The sequence below is a fragment of the Rhodococcus sp. SBT000017 genome, assembly GCF_003688915.1.
Lineage (GTDB): Bacteria > Actinomycetota > Actinomycetes > Mycobacteriales > Mycobacteriaceae > Rhodococcoides.
This window is the reverse complement of the sequence record NZ_REFU01000001.1, coordinates 2,883,137-2,904,260: the sequence shown is the minus strand read 5'-3', so window position 1 is coordinate 2,904,260 and position 21,124 is coordinate 2,883,137. Positions and strand designations below refer to the sequence as shown.

Sequence of the window (21,124 nt, the reverse complement as noted above, 5' to 3'; positions counted from 1 at the left end):
GTTACAAGAAGTAACCAACTGATGTTTTGTCACCGAGGAGAGTGTTGTGACCGAATCCGAATCAGCAATCGAAGGCCATGCGTCGCTGCTGCCGGGCCGTGCGTGGGTCGTACTGAGTGTCGTGACCGGAGCGTTGTTCCTCGAAGGGATCGACATCGCGATGCTGAACGTGGCAGTGCCCAGCATTGCTGCCGATATCGGCCTCGGCACCGGTTCGGCCCACTGGGTGATCAGCGCCTATGTGCTCGCCTACGCGGGGTTCATGATTCTGGGTGGTCGCGCCGCCGACGTCCTCGGACGACGCCGGGTCTTCTTGACGGCTCTCGCCGTGTTCGCGGCTTTCTCTGCCATCGGTGGGTTGGCGCAGGAATCATGGGTGTTGATCGTGGTCCGGTTCATCACCGGCGCAACTGCCGGTTTCATGACACCCGCTGGATTCAGTCTGCTAACCACGACATTTCCAGAAGGAGCGCTGCGCAACAAGGCCCTTGCCATCTACGGAGCTATCGGGGCCTCCGGATTTCTCCTCGGAGTGTTCGCCGGAGGCTTGCTCACGTCACTGGACTGGAGGCTGGTCTTCTTCGCCCCGGCTTTCCTGGGGCTCGGATTCCTCGTTGCAGGAGGGCTTTTCATCGTGCGCGACGCAGAAGAGACCGAAGATCCAGCCCGCGAATCATTCGATTTTGCTGGAGGCGCGACGCTCACTGCAACGATGGTCAGCCTGGTGTACGGGATCGTCACCGTAGGAGAGAACGTGTCCAACGTAATGGGGCTCAGTGCATTCGGTGCCGCCGCTCTACTCGGGTGCGCCTTCGTCGCCATCGAGAGGCGAGCGGAAAACCCGTTGATCCCCGCAGGAGTGCTGACAGCCGGACTGCTGCCGTGGGCAACGTCGGTCGGCTTGCTGTTCATCGGAGCCTTCTTCGCATGGCAATTCGTCCTGACGCTGTATCTCCAAGAACTGTTGGGTTGGACTCCGCTGCAGACAGGCACTGCATTCGCGGCGATGGGGATCGAGTTGGTCGTTGCACCGTTCCTGACACCGAAGTTGGTCGCCCGATTCGGCAACGTTGCAGTGATGCTTGCCGGACTCGGGGCGGTGGCACTCGGGTTCGTTCTGACCCTCCGGTTGGATCAGGGCTCGGGATTCGGCGACCTGCTGCCATCGCTGCTCCTGCTGGGCTTGGCATTCGCATTCATCTACGGCCCGCTGACTGCTGCTGCAGTAGAAGGCGTCAGCGATGACAAGCATGGATTGGCAGGTGGAATCGTGTACACCGGATTCCAATTCGGTGCTGCCCTGGGGGTCTCGATCGTGACGGTCGTGCTCGTCGGCGGAAGTGTCGGCGAGCCGTCGGTCGAGGACTACCAGCGTGCATTGATCGTCCCCGCCGCGGCGGCAGGACTCGCCCTGGGCATCGGAATACTGCTGTTCGTTCGTCAGCGAACGAGCGTGGGTCAGGACGCGGATTGACGTGCATCGGTGGCCGAGTCGCGACGGGCGATTGCTTCGGCGATATCGGTAATGGCGTCCCGGATGCCTGTGCCGTACGAATCGTCCGGAAGGTCCTCCGCAAGCCTTCGAGCTGAATCTATGTGCGCGCCGGCGGCCTCGAACGATGCCAGACGGCGGTAATCCTCAGCGAGGTTGAGATGTAGTGAAGGATAGAAACCGGCGACATAAAGCGACCGATGATGGCGTCGAACTCGGTTGCCGGTAAGGGCATCTGCAGCATCGAGAGCCCGAATGTTCCATGCCAAGGCTTGCGCCGGGTCGTCGTACAGGTCCGCCAGATAGTGGGCGAGAGTGCAACGATGTAGGGCATCTCCATCGGTACCGATTTCGTTCCACAGTCCGAGCAGTGATCGACGAGCGCCGGCAGAATCGCCGACGCGTCCTTCGGTTGCTGCTGCGACGATTGCGGTCATCGTGGTGTCGAGGTCTTCGGTCATCGGTTCTGCTCCTTCGGTGATTCATCAGTGGACCGCAGGGAGCGGCGACTACCAGCATCGAGCTTCGTGTTACTGGAAGGTCAAGGGATGCAGCTGTTGTCCAGGTAGTCTCGACCTTCGAGCGCACATCGATACGGAGTCCCGATATGACGATCGAGAAACACGACCTCCACGAACTTCCCGAGACTGCAGCGTGGCGGCACCGCGGATTGCGCGACGGCTTCGAGGTGGCGTACTTCGCTTCGAACCCTGCGGACGGCACGACTCGTATCTGGGGTAGCAGTGTCGCGGTGGAAGGATCCGCGAGCTATGCAGTGTGCTATCGCGTGATCGTCGACGAACAGTGGGCAACGCGTGAGGCCACTGTCGAAACGCAGACCCGCGACGCGACGTGGAGCACTGACATCGCTCGTGACGAGAACGGCACGTGGTTTGTCGACGGTGAAGTGCGCACTGATCTGGCTGCATGCGTAGACATCGATCTCGAAGCTTCTGTCGTGACCAACACCATTCCAGTCCATAGACTCTGGGCAGAACCCGGTTCGCACGAGGTGCGCGCGGTGTATGTGCGCGCCACTGCGAACGTGGTGGAAGTGCTCCACCAGAGGTATGACATCCCGGCGACCGTCACATCACCGTTCTCGCTCGGCTACACCGCCCCGCAGTTCGACTTCTCCGCAAATCTTCGTTATGACGCTTCAGGACTCATCGTCGAGTACCCGGAGCTCGCAGCGCGAATCGGCTGAGCCGAGGGAGTGCTTCCGCTGCGTTCTCCAATCTGAGTCGAGTTGAAATGATATGCGGCAGAAAGCGTGTGGCAGAACCGCGAACGGCCAGTTGTCGGATGATCTGTGTGTCCGACGGCCTGGTCAACCTGTTGGACTGATTCTGAGCCATACGTTCGATGACGTGCAGAGCCACCAGCTGGTGCGTATCGAGCGCACTGTGGCCGTTGTCGATTCCGAGCAGAATCGAACCGGGGATCGAAGCGTGGGCGCGCTCGGCTATCGGTCGGGGAGTGCGTAGATCGCGACTTCCGGTGATGATCACCGTCGGCCACCGAAATCCAGGAAGATGCGCGGGAATGTCGAGTGGCTCCTTGGAGAACGGTGGGTATTTGGCTGCAGTAGAAATGAATTGAGTTGCCGGATCGAACGGGCCACCGTCGGGCGGGGGTGCGTAGTTGAGTTCGGTGAACGCGATGCCGGCGACCGGCCCGAATTCCATCCAGAAACGCGTCGCGACCTCGTCTTCGATTTCGCTTCTTCCGAGATTCGACACGAAGACCCAGGTTCGCTGCGCTTTTCCGGACGTCGCCTGCTTCAGAAATCGTTGCAGCAGTGCGGGTCCGCCGAATTCATAGGTGAGTCGCGCAACGTCGCTCGTGTCGTCCTTGGTGTGGGTACCCCCGGCGATCAGATCGCGCAGTAGCCGCGCACTGGACTCGGTGTCGGGGTGCTGTCCGTCCCAAAGCAGTGATCGCGCGTGTGACCGAACCGCATGGTGATCGTGCGCCGACAGCACTGTCGAATCGAGGATCATCCCGGCTACCGAGTGTGGATGCTCGATACCGAAGCCACACGCGAGGTATGTGCCGTACGAAGAGCCGTACAGCACTGCGGCATCGATGTTCTCGTGCTCGAGTACAGCTGCGATATCGCCGATCACCGCTGAGATCGTGACCGCTGCACGCGGAAGATCGTGTCCGGTGGTGTCGGTGCGGGAAAGGCCGATTCCTCGATGCTCGATCATGACGACGTCCAACCCACGTGCGGTTGCGCGGCGACGGAAGCGTCGATAGGGCAGAACCGAGGCCAACCCCGGTCCACCGGGCAGCACCACGACAGGTGTGGCCGACGGCGGTCCGGTGCGGGTGTATGCCAGATCGAATTCAGGGCAGTTCGTAGTCGCCGGGCGGCGGAGACTGCGAAGCCCGGGACTTGTCGATGCAAGTCGGCGTAGTTTGTCTTGGTTTCTTGTCACTGCACTGCCTTGGCCAACAATTCTGAGAAGTGCTGTGTGAGTAATATTCTGCCGCGCTCGATGGTCATCGGGGATCCAGGAGTCAACGCTTCGAGGGTCAGGCCGACGGTCAACGCAATGGCAGTCTCGTTTGCATCGTCGATCATGTCGTCGGCCACGAGACCCTCGTTGGCGAAGTTCCGCAACCATCGGCGCATGTGCTGGTGCGACCGGCGTGCCGCAGCGGTAAGGAGTTGCTGGCTCGCCACGGATGGCGTTGGACCCAAGGCAGTGGAATAGTAGGCGAACCACAGACCCAGCGCTCCGGGCTGGTCGAGTTCGGCCGGCAGGAACTGCCTGACCATGTCGGCGATCCGTGCATCGATTGGTGCTGCCGAATCGAGCACGATCGAATCGTCTATCACCGCGTCGACCCGACGCTCGACGATCGCATCGAACAGATCCCTCTGTGTCGGAAAGTAGTGTCGCAGAGTTCCGATTCCCACACCTGCTTCGTGCGCAGCAGCTCGGACGGTGACTGCCTCGAGACCCTCGGTGTCCGCAATGAAGCACGCGGCGTCGAGGATTGACTCGCGTCGCGAGTGGCGCTTCCTGTCGGGCATGGGAGCCAAGCTAGCACTGTGTACTAGAACGGCGTACCAGATTGGAGGAACGGGTGCAGGTTTTCATCGTTGTCGGATGTCACCGGACTGATCTCCCCGGTTCCCGAACAGTCCGAGCGTGGACGCACACCGTGATGCGGCTCCGCCGCAGTGGCGTGCTCAAGTGCCCTGGGCGGCACTTTTTCGCACCACTGCCGAAGGCACTGGCCCGTCGTAGCGAGCGATCGGCCGGATGATCTTGCTGTCGTGCGACTGCTCGACGATGTTGGCGCACCACCCCACCATCCGACTGCACGCGAAAGTGGGAGTGAACATCGACCGAGGGATTCCGCAGAGCTCCATCACGACGCCTGCGTAGTACTCCACATTGGCGTACAGCTTGCGGTCCGGCTTGAGATCCGCGAGCGCAGCAGCGATGACCTTCTCGACCTGCACGGCCTTGTCGATCAGGTCACCGCCCAACTCCTGTGCCGTATCGCGAAGCATCACCGATCGGGGATCGTCGGTTCGGTATACCGGATGTCCGAATCCCATGATGCGTTCGCCTGCAGTAATTTTCGCTCGTGCCCACGCGTCTGTAGAATCGACGTCGGCAATCTCGTCCAGCCCGTCGAGGGCACGATCCGGGGCACCTCCGTGCAGCGGTCCGGCAAAGGCACCGATCGCAGCGCACACTGCCGATGCGATGTCCGACCCCGTCGACGCCACGACTCGCGCCGTGAAAGTCGACGCATTGAACCCGTGATCGATCGTGGCGGTGAGGTATCGGTCGATCGCTCGGGCGTGGTCGGCCTCGGGCACCTGCCCGGTGATCATGTACAACCAGTTCTGAGCCGTCGTCAGATCATCGCAAGGACCGATGGGTTCCTTGCCGGCCCGAATCCTGTGTACGGCAGCCAGAATGGTCGGCGTCATCGCGCACAGACGCAGGGCGGTCGCACGTTTGTCCGATTCCGAAGACTCGTACAGCGGCACAGCACCTGCTATTCCCGACAACACCGTCCGCAGTGCGAAGAGTGGTTGCTCGGGACCCGACAACGCCACCGTCTTCACGGCCGCTGCGACGTCCTTCGGAAGCACGCGCAGCGGGGCCACCGTACGCAGGAACTCGGCGCGCTCGGAGTCGGTCGGCAACCGGCTCTCGACCATGAGGAACCATGCGTCCTCGAAGGTCATGTGTAGCGCGATGTCGATCGCCGAGTACTGGCGGTAGTGATAGAAACCCTCGTCGCCTCGTACATCTCCGATCGATGTGGTGGTGACGACGACGTTGTGGAGCCCTCGTGGGGCGTCGAGAACGGTCATGGCTGCACTCCTTTGCGCTGGTCAACCTCTACGATCCGCGCTAGTGTTGATTCTTGTCAATGTTGATCGAGTCAATGTGAAAGGTGGACATGACGCACGCCGACGGTCGGAACATGCTCACCACCGCGCAGGCCGCCGCACGGCTGGGCGTCAAGCCGGAAACGGTGTACGCCTACGTCAGCCGTGGTCTGTTGACCAGTACCCGACTTCCCGGAGTGCGGGGGAGCGTGTTCGACGTGGACGAGGTGGAATCTCTCGCCGGACGCGATACCGCTCGGCGCACCGATATCGGTGCCGTGGAACGAATTCGGACTCGGATCACGCTGATCGACGACGGGCATCTCTACTATCGGGGGCGTGATGCCGTCGAGCTCAGCTCACGCACTTTGGAATCGGTTGCACATTTCGTGTGGACAGGTGAGCTGGTGGACGGAACCCAGTACGTCGCCGATCCCGTTGTGGTACAACGATGCCGAGATGCACTGGGGCTGATGGCACCGGACTGCCGGTCCATCGATCGGATCCGCATCGCCGTCGACATCGCCTCCACCTACCGACCGATGCGATTCGACACCGGGTCCACATCCGTTGTCCGCGAGGCAGGGCAGCTGCTGGTGACGGTCGCAGCAGCCCTCGGTCGTGGTTCCTCTGAGCATTCGATCGCCGAATCGGTCTGGGAGGCAATCACGTCCGACGAGTCCGATCCGAATGGTCTGGTGGTACTGCAAGCTGCGCTCGTCCTGATGGCCGACCACGGTCTGGCCGCCTCGACGCTCGGAGTTCGGGTTGCTGCGAGCACCCGTGCAAATCTGTACTCCATAGTCTCGGCGGGCCTCGGCTGTATCGACGGCCCCCTGCACGGCTCCGCCGCCGATCCCGTGCATCGGTTCCTGACGACGGCAGTCGACGACCCGATAGGCGCTCTCGCAACACAATTGAGGTCGGGGGAGCGGGTGCCCGGATTCGGGCACGTCATCTACACCGACCGAGACCCGCGTGCCGAGGAATTACTGCGATTGCTCCGGGACCCCGCCCTCGGTGCGGATCCCGTAGTGGTCGCTGCTGCGGACGTCATCATCGAGGAAGTGAGCAACAGATTCGATACGTTTCCCAACTCGGATTTCGCTCTTGCCACATTCACCCTCGCCTATGGGCTCAGAGCAGACACGCCGGAAACGGTGTTCGCCCTCGCCCGAATTGTCGGGTGGACTGCACACGCCCTCGAAGAGTACGACGAAGCGCCCCTGCGCTTTCGGGTTCCCGGCATCTACACGGGAACTCGGCCGGGAACCTACTGAGGCGTCGGGCAATCCAGTAATGCGAACGCTGCGAGTAGTTGGCGACGCGCGGCGGTGATCTCGGCTGTGTTGCCGGCCAGGTGGTGCAGTAGAGCGCGCTGAAAGATGCCGTCGAGAAGGATGTACGCGGAGGCCTTGTCGAGTGCAGGCGTGGTGCCGCGAAGTTCGCAGTACCGAGCCACCACTCGCCAGATCATGTCTTCGCGACGCTCCTCGATCTCGAGCACGTCGCCGCGGAACGAACCGTCGAACAGGGCCTGATTACGGAGGTCGTACCAGAGACGGTGAATTCCGGCGTCCGCGGCCAGCGTGGCGAAATACTTCTCCTCGAAGTCCGCGTACAAGCCGGCGGCGTCCACCGCGTTGGCCACCACCTCGTCGTAACGAGTGACACAGATGGCCTCGTACTGGCGGACGGCGTGCGTGATCAGGTCGAGTTTGTCGGTGAAGTAGTAGTGGAGCACGCCGTGCGAGTACTCGGAATTCTGCGCGATCTCCCGCAGGGACGTGCGCGCATAACCCAATTCGGCCAATGTGTGCAGCGTCGCCTCGGCCAGCTCGGTCCGCTTGGACTCGAACTTGTTGCGGGCGCGCTCCTCGATACGCGCGCGCGGATCAGCGGTTTGGGTCATGGTCCGTGTCCTTTCCGCGCGTGGTCGTCACCTCAGTGTATGCCCGACGGCCGATCGAGGAACCTCGGCGTCGGCCAAATCCTGGGCAGTTGTCCAGAAAAAGCTTGACGGCTGTACAAATTCTACCCTAGTGTGATCCACGGCACACGTCAGCAGGGCGGATGTTCCCTACGTCCCCTCCGGTGCCCGGAGTCTCAACCCATCTCGGTCCGCCGTGCGGACGGGCCGATCACGAGAGGACTTTTCATGCCAACCGACAAGCGCGTCGTCGTCTACGGAGCGTCGGGATACACCGGCCGACTGATCTGTGAATACCTGCGCGAGTACAACATCCCGTTCCTGGCCGCCGGACGTGACGAAGGCCGAGTCAAGGGCATCGTCGACGTGGTTCCCGGAATCGAGACCGTCGAGTACGACGTCGTCGAGGTCGACCACACCGCAGCGGCTCTCGCCGAAGCCTTCCGGGGTGCCGAGATCGTCCTCAACACGGTCGGACCGTTCTCGCGGTACGGCCACGAAGTTGCGCAGGCGTGCATCGAGATCGGTGCGCACTACACCGACACCACGGGTGAGCAGGACTGGATGATCGACGCCGAGGCGAAGTACGGCGCCGAGTTCGCATCCCGAAACCTCGTACTCACACCAGGTTTGGCGCAGATGTACAGCATCGGTGAGATCGCTGCGAACATCTGCCTCGAGACGCCGGGGCTGGACACACTCGACATCGAGGTCTTCTGGAAGGGACACCCGACGGTCGCGTCGACGAACACGATCCTCACCAACGCTGCGTTCTCCAAGGCCTACTACCTGGAGCAGAACGAGTACGTCGAATGGCCGGACGACGGCGTCATGCAGGTGGTTGTGCCCGGCCAGCACGACCTGGGCCTGGCTCTTCCCTGGGGTGGGACATCCCATCCGGTGTGGTTCAAGAACGATCCGCGCGTAGCGAATGCTCGGGCCCTGGGCGGTGTGATCAACAAGCCTCTGATGCTGGCAGTGCCTCAAATCATCTCTGCCGCAATGGCTCAGATGGAGGGCAAGTCCGATGCGGAGAAGTACCAGATCATCGACACGGTGTCGTCGTCGGTGCGCAGCGAGACGCCCCCACGGGAGAACCCGCGCATCAACACCTCACTCGACTCGGTCTACGCGTCGGGACCACTCGGTCGCGTGCACACCGTGATTCACGGCAACTGCAACTACAAGCAGACCGCACTGCTCAACGCCTACGCGGCGGCGCATCTGCTGCAAGGACCGCCGAAGAAGGTCGGATTCGCCTCGAGTTGCCAGGCATTCGGACATCGGGAACTGCTCGGCGTGCTCCGCGCGTTCGGACTGGTGCTCGAACCCATCGTCACTGCACACAGCTGAGGACAGGGCCGATGCGGCTGTCCGACTACCTCGACAAAGGTGTGTCACTGGGCCGAGACGCACCCTGTCTCACCATCGGTGACACCACCCGAAACTACGGCCAGGTGTACGACGACACAGTGGCCATCGCCGCTGCGTTGCAGCACAACGGGATCGAAGCAGGTGACCGGGTCGCCGTGCTCTCCGCCAACGACCCGCTGGCGTTGACCTGTGTATTCGCGATCTCGCGGGCAGGGGCGGTGTGGTGCCCCATCAATCCACGCAACGAAGCAGACGAGAACCGTCAACTGTTCGAGCTCTTCGGCTGCCGATTCCTGTTCTTCCAGAAAGCCTTCGCCGATCTCGTCGGTCGCATTCGCGAGCAGCTTCCTCGGCTGGAATGGCTCGTCTGCCTGGACGGCGACGTGCCGGGAGCGCTCTCGTACGACAGCTGGCTCGTCGAACACGGCTCCGATTCTGTTGCGGAGAGACGACCGGCGGACGGGTTGTGCATGATCGCCGGAACCGGCGGTACGACCGGAAAACCCAAGGGGGTGAGGCTGACCGAGGAGAACATGATGACCTCCACGGCAACGGCACTCATGAGCTACCCCTTCGGGGATCGACCCAGATACCTGGCTCTCGCGCCGCTGACTCATTCTACGGGCGTGCTGACGTTTCCCATCCTCAGTCTGGGCGGACACGTCGTTGTCATGGGTGCTCCCGACGTCGGGAAATTCCTGTCGCTCATAGAACAACACGGGATCACCCACGCGTTTCTGCCGCCGACGGTGATCTACGGCGTGCTCGATCATCCGGATCTCGACGTCACGGATCTGTCGTCGCTGCGGTGCCTCTGGTACGGGGCCGCGCCGATGTCGCCGACTCGACTGGAAGAGGCGCTGACCCGCATCGGGCCGGTTCTCGGACAGCTCTTCGGGCAGACCGAGGCACCGAACATGATCGCAACACTCGCTCCGGCCGATCACTTCCGCAGCGACGGATCGATCGCCACCGAGCGACTGAGTTCGGCAGGCAAGCCGACTCCGCTGACAACGGTGGCGATCATGAACGACGACGGTGGACTGGTCGAGCGCGGCGAGCGTGGCGAGATCGTCGTTCGCGGTCCCCTCGTGATGCAGGGCTATCACGAGAATCTCGACGCCACAGTCGAAGTCGGTGCATACGGGTGGCACCACACCGGTGACATCGGGTACCTCGACGACGACGGCTACCTGTACGTGGTCGATCGTGCCAAGGACATGATCATCACGGGCGGGTTCAACGTCTACTCGGCCGAGGTGGAACAGGCCCTGCTGTCGCATCCGTCGGTGAGGGAATGCGCCGTCGTCGGCCTGCCCGACGATAAGTGGGGCGAACGAGTCACTGCGGCAGTTCTGTTACGGCCCGGCCGTGACGCGTCCGACGAGGAACTGATCACCCACGTGAAGGCGCGAATCGGAAGCATCAAGGCACCCAAACAGATTCAGATCTGGACCGACCTTCCCCGCTCGAAAGTGGGAAAGATCCTCAAAACCGAAGTACGCAGCACCATGTCTCACTCATCATCGAAGGGAAGCACACCATGACCGAGTTCGAGGGCAAGCGAGTATTCGTGACCGGATCCGGAGCCGGCATCGGAAAAGCCATCTCCCAGATGTTCATCGAGCGCGGCGCTCGTGTCGTCGTCAGCGACATCGACGAAGGCGCAGCAGCGAAGACGGCCGAGGAGATCGGTGCCGCCGGCATCGCGAACTGCGATGTGTCCGACGAGAGTCAGGTGCAGAGTGCGGTGGCGCAGGCCGTGGAGATTCTCGGTGGACTCGACATCGTCGTCAACAATGCGGGAATCGAAGTGTCGTCACCGCTGCTCCAACAGTCGACGGAGAGCTTCGACAAGATCTACGCCGTCAACGTCAAGGGCACGTTCCTGGTGATGAAGGCCGCAATCGGTGCACTGGTCGAGTCCAAGGGAAACATCGTTAACATTGCCTCGCTTGCCGGCGTGGGCGGTACCGCATTGCTCGGGTCCTACTGTGCCACAAAGGCTGCAGTCATCCAGCTCACGCGCGTCGCTGCCATCGAGATGCGCGCATCGGGAGTGCGAGTGAACGCCGTGTGCCCCGGATTCGCCGACACCGCAATGGTCGATCGACTGGTCCCGGACTTCGAGGCCGCGACCCAGATCCCGTTCGGTGACCTCGTCAAAGCCAAGCAGGGACGGCTGGGAACACCGGAGGACATCGCGGAAGTGACGCTGTTCCTCGCCTCCAACCGGGCGTCATGGATCACCGGAAGCCACTACATCCTGGACGGAGGACTGTCGGCGTCGCTCGTGTAGCCGTGGTCGAGTTCGGGCGTATCGCAGAAGCGTTGGTAGCGCCTCACACGCCAGCAAACATCGGTGACAAGAAGCGACGTTCGTAGCGTCTGATGCATCCCGTGGTGCGGGCGAATTCGATTGCTTCGATGCAGTCCGGGTCTACGGCTGACTCTTGTCGGTAGCGTTCGTATGCTGCAAGCGAGTCGAACGTGAACAGCGCGAAGGCTTCGTCGCTGTCTCCTTCGCTCGGCAGGAAGTAGCCGTGATGCGTTCCGCCGAATCGTTCGACCAAGGGGATCCAACGTCGTCCGTATTCGCGGAACTCATCGAGGCGATCGGGGTCGATCTCGTACCGCAAATGTATGGAAATCACCGTTCGTCCTTCGGTAGCCGGGTTGCTTCATTTCTTGGACTTGCGGTGACATCAGCCGAGAGCGACGGGGAGCAATCCCCGTCGCGTCTCGGATGCGATGTCGACAAGCGCATCGTCCAGCTTGGGATACTGAAACTCGAAACCACTGCCTGTCAACACTTGTGGATCCACCCAGCGACTCTTCAAGACCAATTCGGCCTCGGTGCGAATCACCCGTGCACCGAACTGAAGCAGCCACGCCGGTGTCGATAAACCGTGACTGCGGCCGAGAACATTCCTGACCTGCTGCATCATGTCCTCGTTGGTTACCGGGAACGGAGTAGCAACGTTGACCGGCCCGGAGATACCAGTGTTGTCGTAGAGATGATCGAGGGCTCGAGCGACATCGGCGACATGCACCCAACTGAACTTCTGGCCGCCGTCGCCCATCTTTCCGCCGAGCCCCACTCTGGCGAGATCGATGATCGGGTTGATGGCCCCGCCGCCTGCGCCGAGCACGATCGACATACGCAGCGCCACATTGCGAATGGTCACATCTGCGTCGAACAGTTCGCGCTCCCAAGCGCGGGCGACCTCGACGGAGAATCCCGACCCTATGTCGCCGGATCGTTCGTCCATCGGCCTGTCGCGCGAATCGCGGTAGATGGTGCCGGTGCTGGCGTTGACCCACAATCGAGGTGCGTTGTCTACGTCGGCGATGGCGCGGCCGAGTTGCGCCGTCGTCTGGATGCGCGATGACATGATCTCGTCCGCGTTCGTCTTGTTGTAGCGACAGCTCACCGAACGGCCCGCGAGATTGACGACCAGATCGGAACCGTCGAGCACATCGACGAGGCTGCGATGATCGGACCACGTTGCATCGCTCGATGTTCCGCGTCCGACGGTCCTGACGCGAATACCGCGATCTTCGTAGGAGCGACGCAGGTACCGTCCGATGTAGCCGGAGGCACCGCACAGGACGACGGTCGATGGTGAATCACTCATTGTTCGAGCCCTTCTGGGGACGTCATTCGTTTCAACAGGCCGGCCACGTCGGTGACCAACCCCCGCGCCACCGGGAGGCGAGCGAGGCGTACGGCTTTGGCCACCACCGGCACGAGCCCGTCGACCAAGGTGTGGGTGCGCGCCTGGTTGTCCGAAGAATCGGTGACCCAATGGAGGGTGACACCCATGTAGATCATCCAGAGCAGCTGTGGCAGAACATCCTTCAGAGAGGCCGGAACCTTCTGTTTCGACGTCTCCAAGGTGGTTCGCATGAGGTCGATGGCCATGGACCTGGCGTCGGACGATTCCTCCGAGAACGGACTGGAACTGGACCGGGTGGGCAACGCCAACTGCAGGAAGGATCCACCGAAGGCGTGATACGGCTCCATCACTTCCAAACCGGAATGCAGAACGGCAGCAAGGTTTTCGGACAATGATCCGCCGTCGACGAGGACGTGGAGAGCACGCTCGCGATGATCGCGCTGAATCACGATGTACAACTCGTTGACCAGCTCGTCCTTGCCGGCGAAGTAGTAGTACGCATTCCCGACAGAGATGCCCGCTTCATCGGCGATACGACGCATCGTGGTTGCTTGAAACCCTTCCTCGCGAAAGAGGCGCAGGGCTACCTCGACCACCTTGTCGCGAGTCTCGGACGTGCGAGCCATCGATTCACCTCAATTCTGAACGTGTTCAAAATTGACCGTAGACCTAAATTTGAACATGTTCAAGGTCTCGCGTGCGGGTCGCAGCGGGAGGTGCTCAGTCGTAGACCCGGCCGCGTGTGCCACCGGGGCGTAATGTCGCACTCGGCGGGCTTTAGGGTGCACGCATGGTCTATTGGGCGATGTCACAGGTCGATTCGGCGGCTGTAGTCGTGATTCGAGACGGTTATGTCGACGGCGACGATGCCGCGTTCGGAGAGGTTGTCGATACTGCGTTGTCATCGCTCATGGAGCGGCCGGCGGCTGCCGTCTGGGCGACATTGAGCGCGACGCACGTCCAGGTACCCGAGTTCGGTGACGTGTCCAAGTCTCGCATGGACCTTATTGCAGACGTGAAGCGAAGAATCCGCGACGAGGAGAACCGTCGGCGAGCCAGTGGATCGGTGCCGTCGAGCAATCTGCATGAGACGCGACCAGGATCGGTGCGCGAGCAGTGGGCCCGCATCGCGACATGGCTGCACGAGCGTTTTCCGGAGAACTCGATCTCGGGGGCCGAAGCCGAATCGATCGAACAGGCGATATCCGCGACTGGGCAGAAGTGGCCTGCGGAGCTTGTCGAGTTCTTCGAGCTGGTCGACGGCGATACCTCAGGGCCCGCATTCGTCGCGATCTTGCCCAGCTACCAATTCCTGACTCTCGACGCGATGGTCGAGGAGCGAGCAGAGATGATTCAGATCTGGGCCGACGTGTGGAGCTCACGTGGGTTGGAAGTGCCGCCTTGCGCGGGGGAAATGTCATTCACCTTCGCTCCTGTCTTCGTTCCGTTTGCAGGCATGGACGGCAACTTCTTGTTCGTCGACACCCGTCCCGGCGAGCTGTATGGATGCGTTTCCGAATTCGACAAGTCGGGATCTGACGAACGCGGTCCACGTTGGCTGTCGATCAGCGCCATGCTGAGAGATCTGGCAGACAGTCTCACTCAGAACAAGGAGTTCGACGAGTGTTGGCAGTGGTCCATCGAGGGCGCTGCCCTTCAATGGGATTGGAGCCGCGCGAACTCTGTTGCGCGGGACATTCGGCGTGCGCTTCGCTCCGGCCGCAGCTGGTGAATTCACGATCTCGACGCCGGTCCGATTTCGGGAGAGCGCCGCGGAACCTTTGCGTATGGTCCCTGGTATGAATCGAGAACCCGTCGTGGCAAGTCGGCACGTCAGCCAAGTTATTGGGTGTACACCGGATCAGGTCTACAAGTTCGCAGCGAATCCTGCGAATTTGCCCCAATGGGCAGCAGGATTGGCGAACAGCCCCGTGACCATCGACGGTGATCGGCTTCTCGCTGAATCGCCGATGGGGCAGGTGACAGTACGTTTCGTGCCACACAATGACCTGGGCGTCCTCGATCATGACGTGACGCTGCCGTCAGGGACGATTGTGAACAATCCCGTAAGGGTGCTGAGCCATCCGAATGGCGCGGAAATTCTGTTCACGGTCCGCCAGATCGAGCTCAGCGACGAAGAATTCGAGCGCGACCTCGGTATGGTGGCCGAAGACCTGAGACGACTCAAAGACGTGTTGGAAGCTCACTGACCACTCGCGTTCATCAACATGGAGATGTACGCGTCCAACCGGTCCTCCACAACTCCTGGCGTCAAGTCGACACGGCCCGCTTCGCGCCACGGGGCAGCCCACGACTGCACCTCCTCGGAGCACGCTAGTGCATCGCGCACGCGCCAATACTGCCGCGTCCGAGTGCTTTCGGAGAGTACGCCCCCGGCCTCTTCGTATGCAGAGGCGAACCGCGGTCCCCACTGTGGCCCGTGCAGTAGAGCAAGATTGGTCGAGCAGTGCGCTACATCGAGGTCCGTTGGCCCCCACGATGCTCCCGCCCAGTCGACAACTCCGGTGATGCTGGGCGCGGCGTTCTGCGATACGTCGAACAGAACGTTCCCGGGTAGGAAGTCGCGATGCAGAACTCGCCCGTCGTATGTCGGTACAGGCCCACGTAGTACGTCGATCGCGGCGGCCCATACTTCCGCGTCGGCTCGTGTGGGCACCACGACGGTATCGGCAGTCGTCATTGCCTGATACTCACGGGGCCTGGGCTCGGCCTTCACGGCATGAATCTCGACGAGTTGCCGAGCTAGGAGGGGGACCCGATCGTCCACGCCCTCGTCGGCGAGAACCGTCGAACCCGGGACATGGGTCATCAGGATCGAGGGATACTCGCAATGAGTGGCTGTGGAATCGAATGCCAATAGTTCGGGGACCGGTACGGCTGACCCCGAAAGCGTTGTCAAAGCGGTGCTTTCCCGCTCCAAGGAGTCCTCTGCGTGCTGCAAACTGGCTGAATCCGTATAGGTGCGCAGCACCAGATTCCGACTGAATCCATCGGTGGTCCAGATGGTCAGCTTTCGCATCTCTGCGGTGATGCCGCCGGACAGTGTTTCGGATTCGATGATTCGTTCACCGGCGTTCAGGTGTCGACTCACCCATGCACGAGTAGACGGACCCACTGCCGAGGGTGGTTCGGGTTCGGTCACCACGTCACTGCAACAGACGATCCGACCATGTGCAAGGTTGTTTGCCTGACGGGAAGGCAACGAATCGATATGGCACGGAACGAACGTCAGCGAACCGCTCCGAGGATCGCGCCCGCTACTGTCGCTCCCGTGAGGTGGTAGCTCGCGGTGACAGCTCCGAAGACGAATGGTTGCGGAGTATGGGGCGTCAGCGCGTTGGTCAATGATGCTGCAGCGGAGGCCGATCCAACACCAAGTCCGACGAGCACGCCCGATGTCACGGCGTCGGCGTCGATGACATCGATAACGAGAGCGATCACGATGGTTGTCACCGCCGAGCAACAGAGCGGAACCACGTAGTAGGACAACGGGAATCGGCATCCCGTCTGCGCCCGATCATGCCCGATCGAACGATCCCACGCGCGCCCGAACAGGGGGCCGAACCAGAGTGCGCCGAGGGCGTAGTACACAACCGCCGCCACGGCTACTCCCAGCCAGTTCACGACACTGCCCTTCGGCCCGGTTGAGTCGCTCGGTCGACAACGGTCCAAGAATTGGTGGTCATGACGTGATCGTCTCGAGACTGGAGGCCGGTTGTATTGCAGAATTGCGACATGCAAGAAAGGCAGGTCGCGTCCAAGCCCATCGACGTTCACGAACGATCCGGCGTCATGGCTCCCTCGCTTCTTCGTCGCTTCGACGCAACCTGGCACGAACCGGCTGCAGAGGTTGGAGATGTCGTCGACGCGTACTGGAGTGTGCGATGGGAATTGTCCGCGGACGAAATCATCGAGCAGCGAGTCCTCGAGTTTCCGGCAGTCACGGTCAGTATGGAGACCGGGTCAGTGCCTGCGCCGTTCATGCTCACCAATGTTCAGCGCAGGGCGTGGTCCCGGACGATCGAAGGTCGAGGCTTCGTGTTCGCCGTCAGACTGCGTCCAGCTGGTCTGGCTGTCGTGTCCAGCCTCGATCCCACGAGACTTCAGGCGACGCAACCGATCACGAGAGATCTCGATGACCGTCTATTCGGCATGCTCGGCGCCGTCTCCGGGCATGACTCGGCTGCCGACCATGCTCTTCGGGCAGATTCGGTGATCACCGAGATGCTGGCGAAACGACCACCCACTCCCGAACACCGTCTCGCGAACGCCGCAGTCGACGCACTGGCACAAGGGTCCGTCAGGAGATCCGGGCAATCCGTGGCAGCAATACTCGGGGTCAGCGAACGTGCCGTGCAGAGGGCACTGCGATCGACACTCGGGATGGGTCCCAAAGCAGTCGCCCGACGGGTTCGACTACAGGAAGTGCTGCAAAGACTCTCGCTCCCCGATGCCGACGCTGCCCACATTGCTGCGGACCTCGGCTACGTCGATCAAGCTCATCTGATCAACGACTTCCGCGGCGTCGCCGGAATTACACCGGGCGCGTACCTCCGTGAGCTCGCTGCACTTGCCCGCGCCTGAGTGAGGTTGTTTCAAAGGTCTTCTGCACATCGATACTTCAGCCTTCGTTGCCCTGTCGAATACCGGTTATTCGGAATCGACCGGCGCGCCGGCGTCCAGGGGTGACCGTATCTGCGTAATGGAGTATTCGCTGCACTGCGCGCATCGGGTGAGCAGATCATGTGTGCACGAGACGACGTGCGCGAGGAAGCGCTCGGCATGGTCGAGTTGGGCTTGTTGCCGTCGTATTCGCGTCAGTTGTTCTTCGATGACTGCTGTTCGTTCGGGCTCGTCTCGATGGAGTATCAGCCGAATATCGGCCAAGCTGATTCCAACGCCTTGACAGGCTCGCAACACCTGTAATCGTCGTACATGTTCCTCGCTGTAGTCGCGGTGGCCCGACGGTAGGCGTTCGGGCACAACAACACCGGCGTCGTCCCAATGTCTCAAGACATGGGTCGGAACATCGAGCTCCCGCGCAACCTCTCCGATCTTCACCCGTCGATGCTCTCACGTTGACTTCAGGTCGACCTTAAGTTTTAAGGTCATCGCCATGACGACCGACAGATTCGATCTACCGGAGCCGATCTTCGTGTCCGTGGGCGGCGATCGGGTAGCGACCTACGAGCTGACCCCCGAGGTGGACGTGCCATCCGCGGACGTCGTGTTCTGCCATGGAACGCCCTGGTCGGCGCTGGTTTGGGCGCAGGCCGCTCGTCACCTCAGCGTTGGGCATCGGGTCTACCTGTGGGACATGCCCGGATACGGCCGCTCCGCGCGGGGATCTCAGGTGCGGACCGACCTGGCTACTCAGATGTCACGGTTCGCGATGTTGCTCGACCACTGGAAGTTGGAACGGCCCTTTGTCGTCGCGCACGATATCGGCGGCGCGGTCGCCCTGGGAGCCCACCTGATACACGGACGCGACTACGGCAGTTTGTTCTTGTGGGATGTGGTGACCCTGGACCCGTGGGGATCTCCCTTCTTTCGGCTCGTTTCGGAGCACAGGGACGTGTTCGCCGCGTTGCCGGCTTCCCTGCACGCAGCACTGGTGTCCGAATACATTGCAGGAGCAGCACATCAGCGGCTGGACCGAGACATCGTGGCGACGTTGACCGAACCCTGGATATCCGACGAGGGACAGCCTGCCTTCTACCAACAGATCGCCGAACTGCGGCCCGAGCACACGAGACCGATCGTCGACGCACTTCCCCGAGTCCGCTGTGACACCTCCATCGGATGGGGTCGACAGGACCCCTGGATTCCCGTCGAACAGGCGCATCGACTGCGGCAGTTGTTGCCGGGGGAATCGTCTGTGATCACTGTTCCGGATGTGGGGCACCTGAGTCCGCTCGAAGCTCCATCACGCGTCCAACAGGCCTTGGATGTGTGGTTGGCGTCACCGTGAGCCGGGCCATCGGTCAAAAGGACCGAAGCTGTCCGCATCTGTTCCTACCGTCGGCGTCGCACCTGGAAGACCGGGTCTCGCAAGCCGTCGAGAGGAACAGAGATGAATTCGAACGAAACCACAGCGGTAGTTCTGCGCTCTCACCGCACGGATGTCGGTCAGCAGCCGTCCGAGCTGCTGGAAGTTCGAGTCGTGGATCAGCGGCCTATCGGGGATGGAGAAGTGCTCGTAGAGAACATTTTCCAACAGATCGTAGCTGTGAATGCAGACCTGATGTTCGAGAACCCGGGTCTCCCACTGCCGGCCTTCGAGGTCGGTGCGCCTCTGTACGGGCCGGCGATCGGGCGGGTAGTGGAATCTAGATCGGATACGGCGGTCGGAACCGTCGTGCAGCACAACCAGGGGTGGAGGAACCTGACCGCGATCGCGTCGAACGCGGTATTTCCCGTTCCCGACGGAGTGTTCCCCGGCCCGGAGTACATGCTCAATCAAGGGGTCACGTCCTTTCATGGCATGGTCGACATCGCAGGAGTAGGTGCGGGCGACGTGGTTCTGGTCAGCGGGGCGGCAGGTGGAGTGGGGTCGATCGCGGGGCAGATCGCCAGGGCGCACGGTGCCGCGTTGGTGATCGGTATCGCGGGTGGTCCGGACAAATGCACTTACCTCACCGAGCAGCTCGGCTTCGATGCGGCGATCGACTACAAGAACGAGGATCTCGACGCTCGTCTCGGTGAACTCGCACCGGAGGGCATCACCGTCTTCTTCGACACCATCGGCGGCACGCAGTTCGAGACTGCCGTCCGACACGCAGCCTTCGGCGCGCGATTCGCGCTGTGCGGTGCGCTCGCCGGACAGATCGGCGGCGGTCACGGCGGACATCCGCGCTTGGACATCATGACCGCCATCGTCAAGGAAATTCAGATCCGGCCGTTCACGACCATGCACACCCCCGAACAGATCCAGGCTTGGATCGGCCACTTCGTCCCCTCGTTCTCGCAGGGCACGATCACCTTTCCTCACACCGTGCTGGAGGGGCCGCTGAATCGAACTATGACTGCGCTGGACGAACTCCTGGCAGGTGACCATCGTGGAAACCTGATCGTGAAGCTGGCCAGTTGACGTGGTTCATCCAGCTGTCGCGGGCGTGCCTCGTGGATACTGGGTCCCGTGGTGCTGAGACGAATGGGAACGTCCCTTATCGGAGGCAGAGGGGCCCAGTGGGTTCGTGAGCTGAATGAGCGACACCCATGGAGTCACAACGACTACTTTCACAGCTGGATTCTGGCGAATCTGCCGGACCGGCGCGGCCGTGCAGTCGATATGGGTTGCGGACGGGGTGGCCTGGTGCGAGCCTTGTCTCCTCATTTCGATCACATCGTCGGGGCCGACGCCGATGGGGAGATGCGTCGAATCGCAGAGGCAACTTCTGCCGCTGTGGACAACGTGTCCATCACCGATCGCCAACTCGACTCCTGGGCAGACGATTCGATCGATCTCGTGACCATGGTGGCAGTGCTGCATCACCTCGACATGGACGACGCACTACGCCACGTCGGACGGATTCTCGCGCCCAACGGTCGCCTGCTCGTCGTGGGGCTGGCGCCACCGCGAAGCGCACGAGATCTGTTGTGGGATGCTGCCTCGATCGTGACCAATCCGGTGATCGGATTTCTGCACCGACCATGGCCGAGTCCGGTGGCAGCGCCGCCGCCGCCATTCCCGGTCAAGGATCCGGTGCTGAGCTTCGACGAGATTGGACACATGGTCGACAAGTGGCTACCGGGTGCGATCATGCAACACCGCATAGGTTTTCGTCACACGATCGAGTGGACGAAGCCACCGCGGTGATCACACCCATGGTGCCCGGCGTTCCCACCACGGCATCGTCCTGGACTTGTCGACTTCGACGGTCACGTCGCGATACCGCTGATCCAATCGAGCTACTGCCGCGCGTAATTGGTGGGCATGCCGTCCCTCGCGACGCATGAGTCGTTCCAATGCATCGCGCGGTCCATCTCCATAGAAGTGGGCGTCGCATGCGGGGCATCCGGTGAAGCCGGCCAAGATCGGCACCCGATCATCGAGCGTTGATCTGTGCTTGCCATCGACGCGTTCTTCGAGATACTCAACTCGTCGACGCCACTGCACCAGATAGTGCAGGGCCCAACCGTCACTACGGGCCTTACGTGGCCTGTGGGGGTTCATCGAACGAACGGGGGCGTTGCCCTCTCGTGCAGAATTATCATCATGTGCGCCATGTCGGAGGCGGGCCGGTGAGTGCTTCGGT

24 protein-coding genes are annotated in these 21,124 nt (G+C 61.7%); 12 read left to right on the top strand and 12 right to left on the bottom strand.

Features of this window, described 5'->3' with window-relative positions; all coding sequences use genetic code 11:
- The first annotated feature begins 46 nt into the window (after positions 1–46).
- Complete coding sequence (locus tag AYK61_RS13470) at positions 47–1,474, top strand: MFS transporter (RefSeq protein WP_220709114.1); 1,428 nt, start codon at positions 47–49, stop codon at positions 1,472–1,474.
- Here AYK61_RS13470 and AYK61_RS13465 read toward each other — a convergent pair.
- On the bottom strand, positions 1,459–1,953 hold the full coding sequence (locus tag AYK61_RS13465) for a hypothetical protein (protein ID WP_121871127.1): 495 nt from the start codon (positions 1,951–1,953) through the stop codon (positions 1,459–1,461). The two genes, AYK61_RS13470 and AYK61_RS13465, sit on opposite strands and share 16 nt — an antisense overlap.
- 146 nt (positions 1,954–2,099) lie before the next feature.
- Between AYK61_RS13465 and AYK61_RS13460 the strand changes: the two genes are divergently transcribed.
- A complete protein-coding gene (locus AYK61_RS13460) occupies positions 2,100–2,699 on the top strand; it encodes a putative glycolipid-binding domain-containing protein (RefSeq protein WP_121871126.1) in 600 nt (199 codons plus the stop codon).
- On the opposite strand, the gene AYK61_RS13455 is transcribed toward AYK61_RS13460, so the two are convergent.
- From AYK61_RS13455 to AYK61_RS13440, 3 genes are all read right to left on the bottom strand, one after another.
- Complete coding sequence (locus AYK61_RS13455; protein ID WP_183130267.1) at positions 2,659–3,936, bottom strand: alpha/beta fold hydrolase; 1,278 nt, start codon at positions 3,934–3,936, stop codon at positions 2,659–2,661. The genes AYK61_RS13460 and AYK61_RS13455 overlap by 41 nt on opposite strands.
- On the bottom strand, positions 3,933–4,538 hold the full coding sequence (locus AYK61_RS27045; protein WP_147458319.1) for a TetR/AcrR family transcriptional regulator: 606 nt from the start codon (positions 4,536–4,538) through the stop codon (positions 3,933–3,935). The genes AYK61_RS13455 and AYK61_RS27045 overlap by 4 nt, the downstream gene beginning before the upstream one ends.
- Positions 4,539–4,697: 159 nt before the next feature.
- Positions 4,698–5,843 carry a citrate/2-methylcitrate synthase gene (locus AYK61_RS13440; protein ID WP_121871124.1) on the bottom strand — a complete coding sequence of 382 codons (1,146 nt, stop codon included), beginning with the start codon at positions 5,841–5,843 and terminating at the stop codon, positions 4,698–4,700.
- An 89-nt stretch (positions 5,844–5,932) separates the two neighbouring features.
- Between AYK61_RS13440 and AYK61_RS13435 the strand changes: the two genes are divergently transcribed.
- The gene (locus AYK61_RS13435) at positions 5,933–7,141 is read left to right on the top strand and encodes a citrate synthase (RefSeq protein ID WP_121872729.1); all 1,209 of its coding nucleotides are present in this window, start codon (positions 5,933–5,935) and stop codon (positions 7,139–7,141) included.
- Here AYK61_RS13435 and AYK61_RS13430 read toward each other — a convergent pair.
- Positions 7,135–7,773, bottom strand: coding sequence for a TetR/AcrR family transcriptional regulator (locus AYK61_RS13430; protein WP_121871123.1), 639 nt, complete (start codon positions 7,771–7,773; stop codon positions 7,135–7,137). The genes AYK61_RS13435 and AYK61_RS13430 overlap by 7 nt on opposite strands.
- 246 nt (positions 7,774–8,019) lie before the next feature.
- Here AYK61_RS13430 and AYK61_RS13425 point away from each other — a divergent pair, with 246 nt between their 5' ends.
- From AYK61_RS13425 to AYK61_RS13415, 3 genes are read left to right on the top strand one after another with little or no spacing between them, the layout of a single operon-like run.
- A complete protein-coding gene (locus AYK61_RS13425; RefSeq protein ID WP_121871122.1) occupies positions 8,020–9,144 on the top strand; it encodes a DUF5938 domain-containing protein in 1,125 nt (374 codons plus the stop codon).
- A gap of 11 nt (positions 9,145–9,155) precedes the next feature.
- Entirely contained in the window at positions 9,156–10,712 is a 1,557-nt protein-coding gene (locus tag AYK61_RS13420) for a long-chain fatty acid--CoA ligase (protein ID WP_121871121.1), read from the top strand.
- A complete protein-coding gene (locus AYK61_RS13415; RefSeq protein ID WP_121871120.1) occupies positions 10,709–11,464 on the top strand; it encodes an SDR family NAD(P)-dependent oxidoreductase in 756 nt (251 codons plus the stop codon). Before AYK61_RS13420 ends, AYK61_RS13415 begins: the two co-directional genes overlap by 4 nt.
- A gap of 43 nt (positions 11,465–11,507) precedes the next feature.
- Here AYK61_RS13415 and AYK61_RS13410 read toward each other — a convergent pair whose 3' ends face one another.
- From AYK61_RS13410 to AYK61_RS13400, 3 genes are all read right to left on the bottom strand, one after another.
- Positions 11,508–11,804 (bottom strand): NIPSNAP family protein, encoded by a 297-nt coding sequence (locus AYK61_RS13410; RefSeq protein WP_259468046.1) that lies wholly within the window; start codon positions 11,802–11,804, stop codon positions 11,508–11,510.
- A gap of 66 nt (positions 11,805–11,870) precedes the next feature.
- Positions 11,871–12,803 (bottom strand): TIGR01777 family oxidoreductase, encoded by a 933-nt coding sequence (locus tag AYK61_RS13405; RefSeq protein WP_121871118.1) that lies wholly within the window; start codon positions 12,801–12,803, stop codon positions 11,871–11,873.
- Positions 12,800–13,471, bottom strand: coding sequence for a TetR/AcrR family transcriptional regulator (locus AYK61_RS13400; RefSeq protein WP_121871117.1), 672 nt, complete (start codon positions 13,469–13,471; stop codon positions 12,800–12,802). The genes AYK61_RS13405 and AYK61_RS13400 overlap by 4 nt, the downstream gene beginning before the upstream one ends.
- Before the next feature lie 164 nt (positions 13,472–13,635).
- Here AYK61_RS13400 and AYK61_RS13395 point away from each other — a divergent pair, with 164 nt between their 5' ends.
- Positions 13,636–14,577 (top strand): SMI1/KNR4 family protein, encoded by a 942-nt coding sequence (locus tag AYK61_RS13395; protein WP_121871116.1) that lies wholly within the window; start codon positions 13,636–13,638, stop codon positions 14,575–14,577.
- A 67-nt stretch (positions 14,578–14,644) separates the two neighbouring features.
- Entirely contained in the window at positions 14,645–15,055 is a 411-nt protein-coding gene (locus tag AYK61_RS13390; protein WP_121872728.1) for an SRPBCC family protein, read from the top strand.
- Here the strand turns inward: AYK61_RS13390 and AYK61_RS13385 are convergent.
- Both AYK61_RS13385 and AYK61_RS27320 read right to left on the bottom strand, forming a co-directional pair.
- Positions 15,049–15,957: a phosphotransferase family protein gene (locus AYK61_RS13385; protein ID WP_121872727.1), complete on the bottom strand. Its 909-nt coding sequence runs from the start codon at positions 15,955–15,957 to the stop codon at positions 15,049–15,051. The genes AYK61_RS13390 and AYK61_RS13385 overlap by 7 nt on opposite strands.
- A gap of 137 nt (positions 15,958–16,094) precedes the next feature.
- Positions 16,095–16,490, bottom strand: a complete 396-nt coding sequence (locus AYK61_RS27320; RefSeq protein ID WP_183130266.1) for a DUF1761 domain-containing protein — start codon at positions 16,488–16,490, stop codon at positions 16,095–16,097.
- A 111-nt stretch (positions 16,491–16,601) separates the two neighbouring features.
- Between AYK61_RS27320 and AYK61_RS13375 the strand changes: the two genes are divergently transcribed.
- Entirely contained in the window at positions 16,602–17,450 is an 849-nt protein-coding gene (locus AYK61_RS13375) for a helix-turn-helix transcriptional regulator (protein WP_121871115.1), read from the top strand.
- Positions 17,451–17,516: 66 nt separating this feature from the next.
- On the opposite strand, the gene AYK61_RS13370 is transcribed toward AYK61_RS13375, so the two are convergent.
- Positions 17,517–17,927, bottom strand: coding sequence for a MerR family transcriptional regulator (locus AYK61_RS13370; protein ID WP_121871114.1), 411 nt, complete (start codon positions 17,925–17,927; stop codon positions 17,517–17,519).
- A 55-nt stretch (positions 17,928–17,982) separates the two neighbouring features.
- Between AYK61_RS13370 and AYK61_RS13365 the strand changes: the two genes are divergently transcribed.
- From AYK61_RS13365 to AYK61_RS13355, 3 genes are all read left to right on the top strand, one after another.
- Positions 17,983–18,837: an alpha/beta fold hydrolase gene (locus AYK61_RS13365; RefSeq protein ID WP_121871113.1), complete on the top strand. Its 855-nt coding sequence runs from the start codon at positions 17,983–17,985 to the stop codon at positions 18,835–18,837.
- A gap of 102 nt (positions 18,838–18,939) precedes the next feature.
- Complete coding sequence (locus AYK61_RS13360; protein ID WP_121871112.1) at positions 18,940–19,956, top strand: NADP-dependent oxidoreductase; 1,017 nt, start codon at positions 18,940–18,942, stop codon at positions 19,954–19,956.
- 63 nt (positions 19,957–20,019) lie between these two features.
- Positions 20,020–20,685: a class I SAM-dependent methyltransferase gene (locus AYK61_RS13355; protein WP_121871111.1), complete on the top strand. Its 666-nt coding sequence runs from the start codon at positions 20,020–20,022 to the stop codon at positions 20,683–20,685.
- Here the strand turns inward: AYK61_RS13355 and AYK61_RS27040 are convergent, their stop codons facing one another.
- Positions 20,686–21,042 carry a hypothetical protein gene (locus AYK61_RS27040; RefSeq protein WP_147458318.1) on the bottom strand — a complete coding sequence of 119 codons (357 nt, stop codon included), beginning with the start codon at positions 21,040–21,042 and terminating at the stop codon, positions 20,686–20,688.
- Positions 21,043–21,124: the final 82 nt, after the last annotated feature.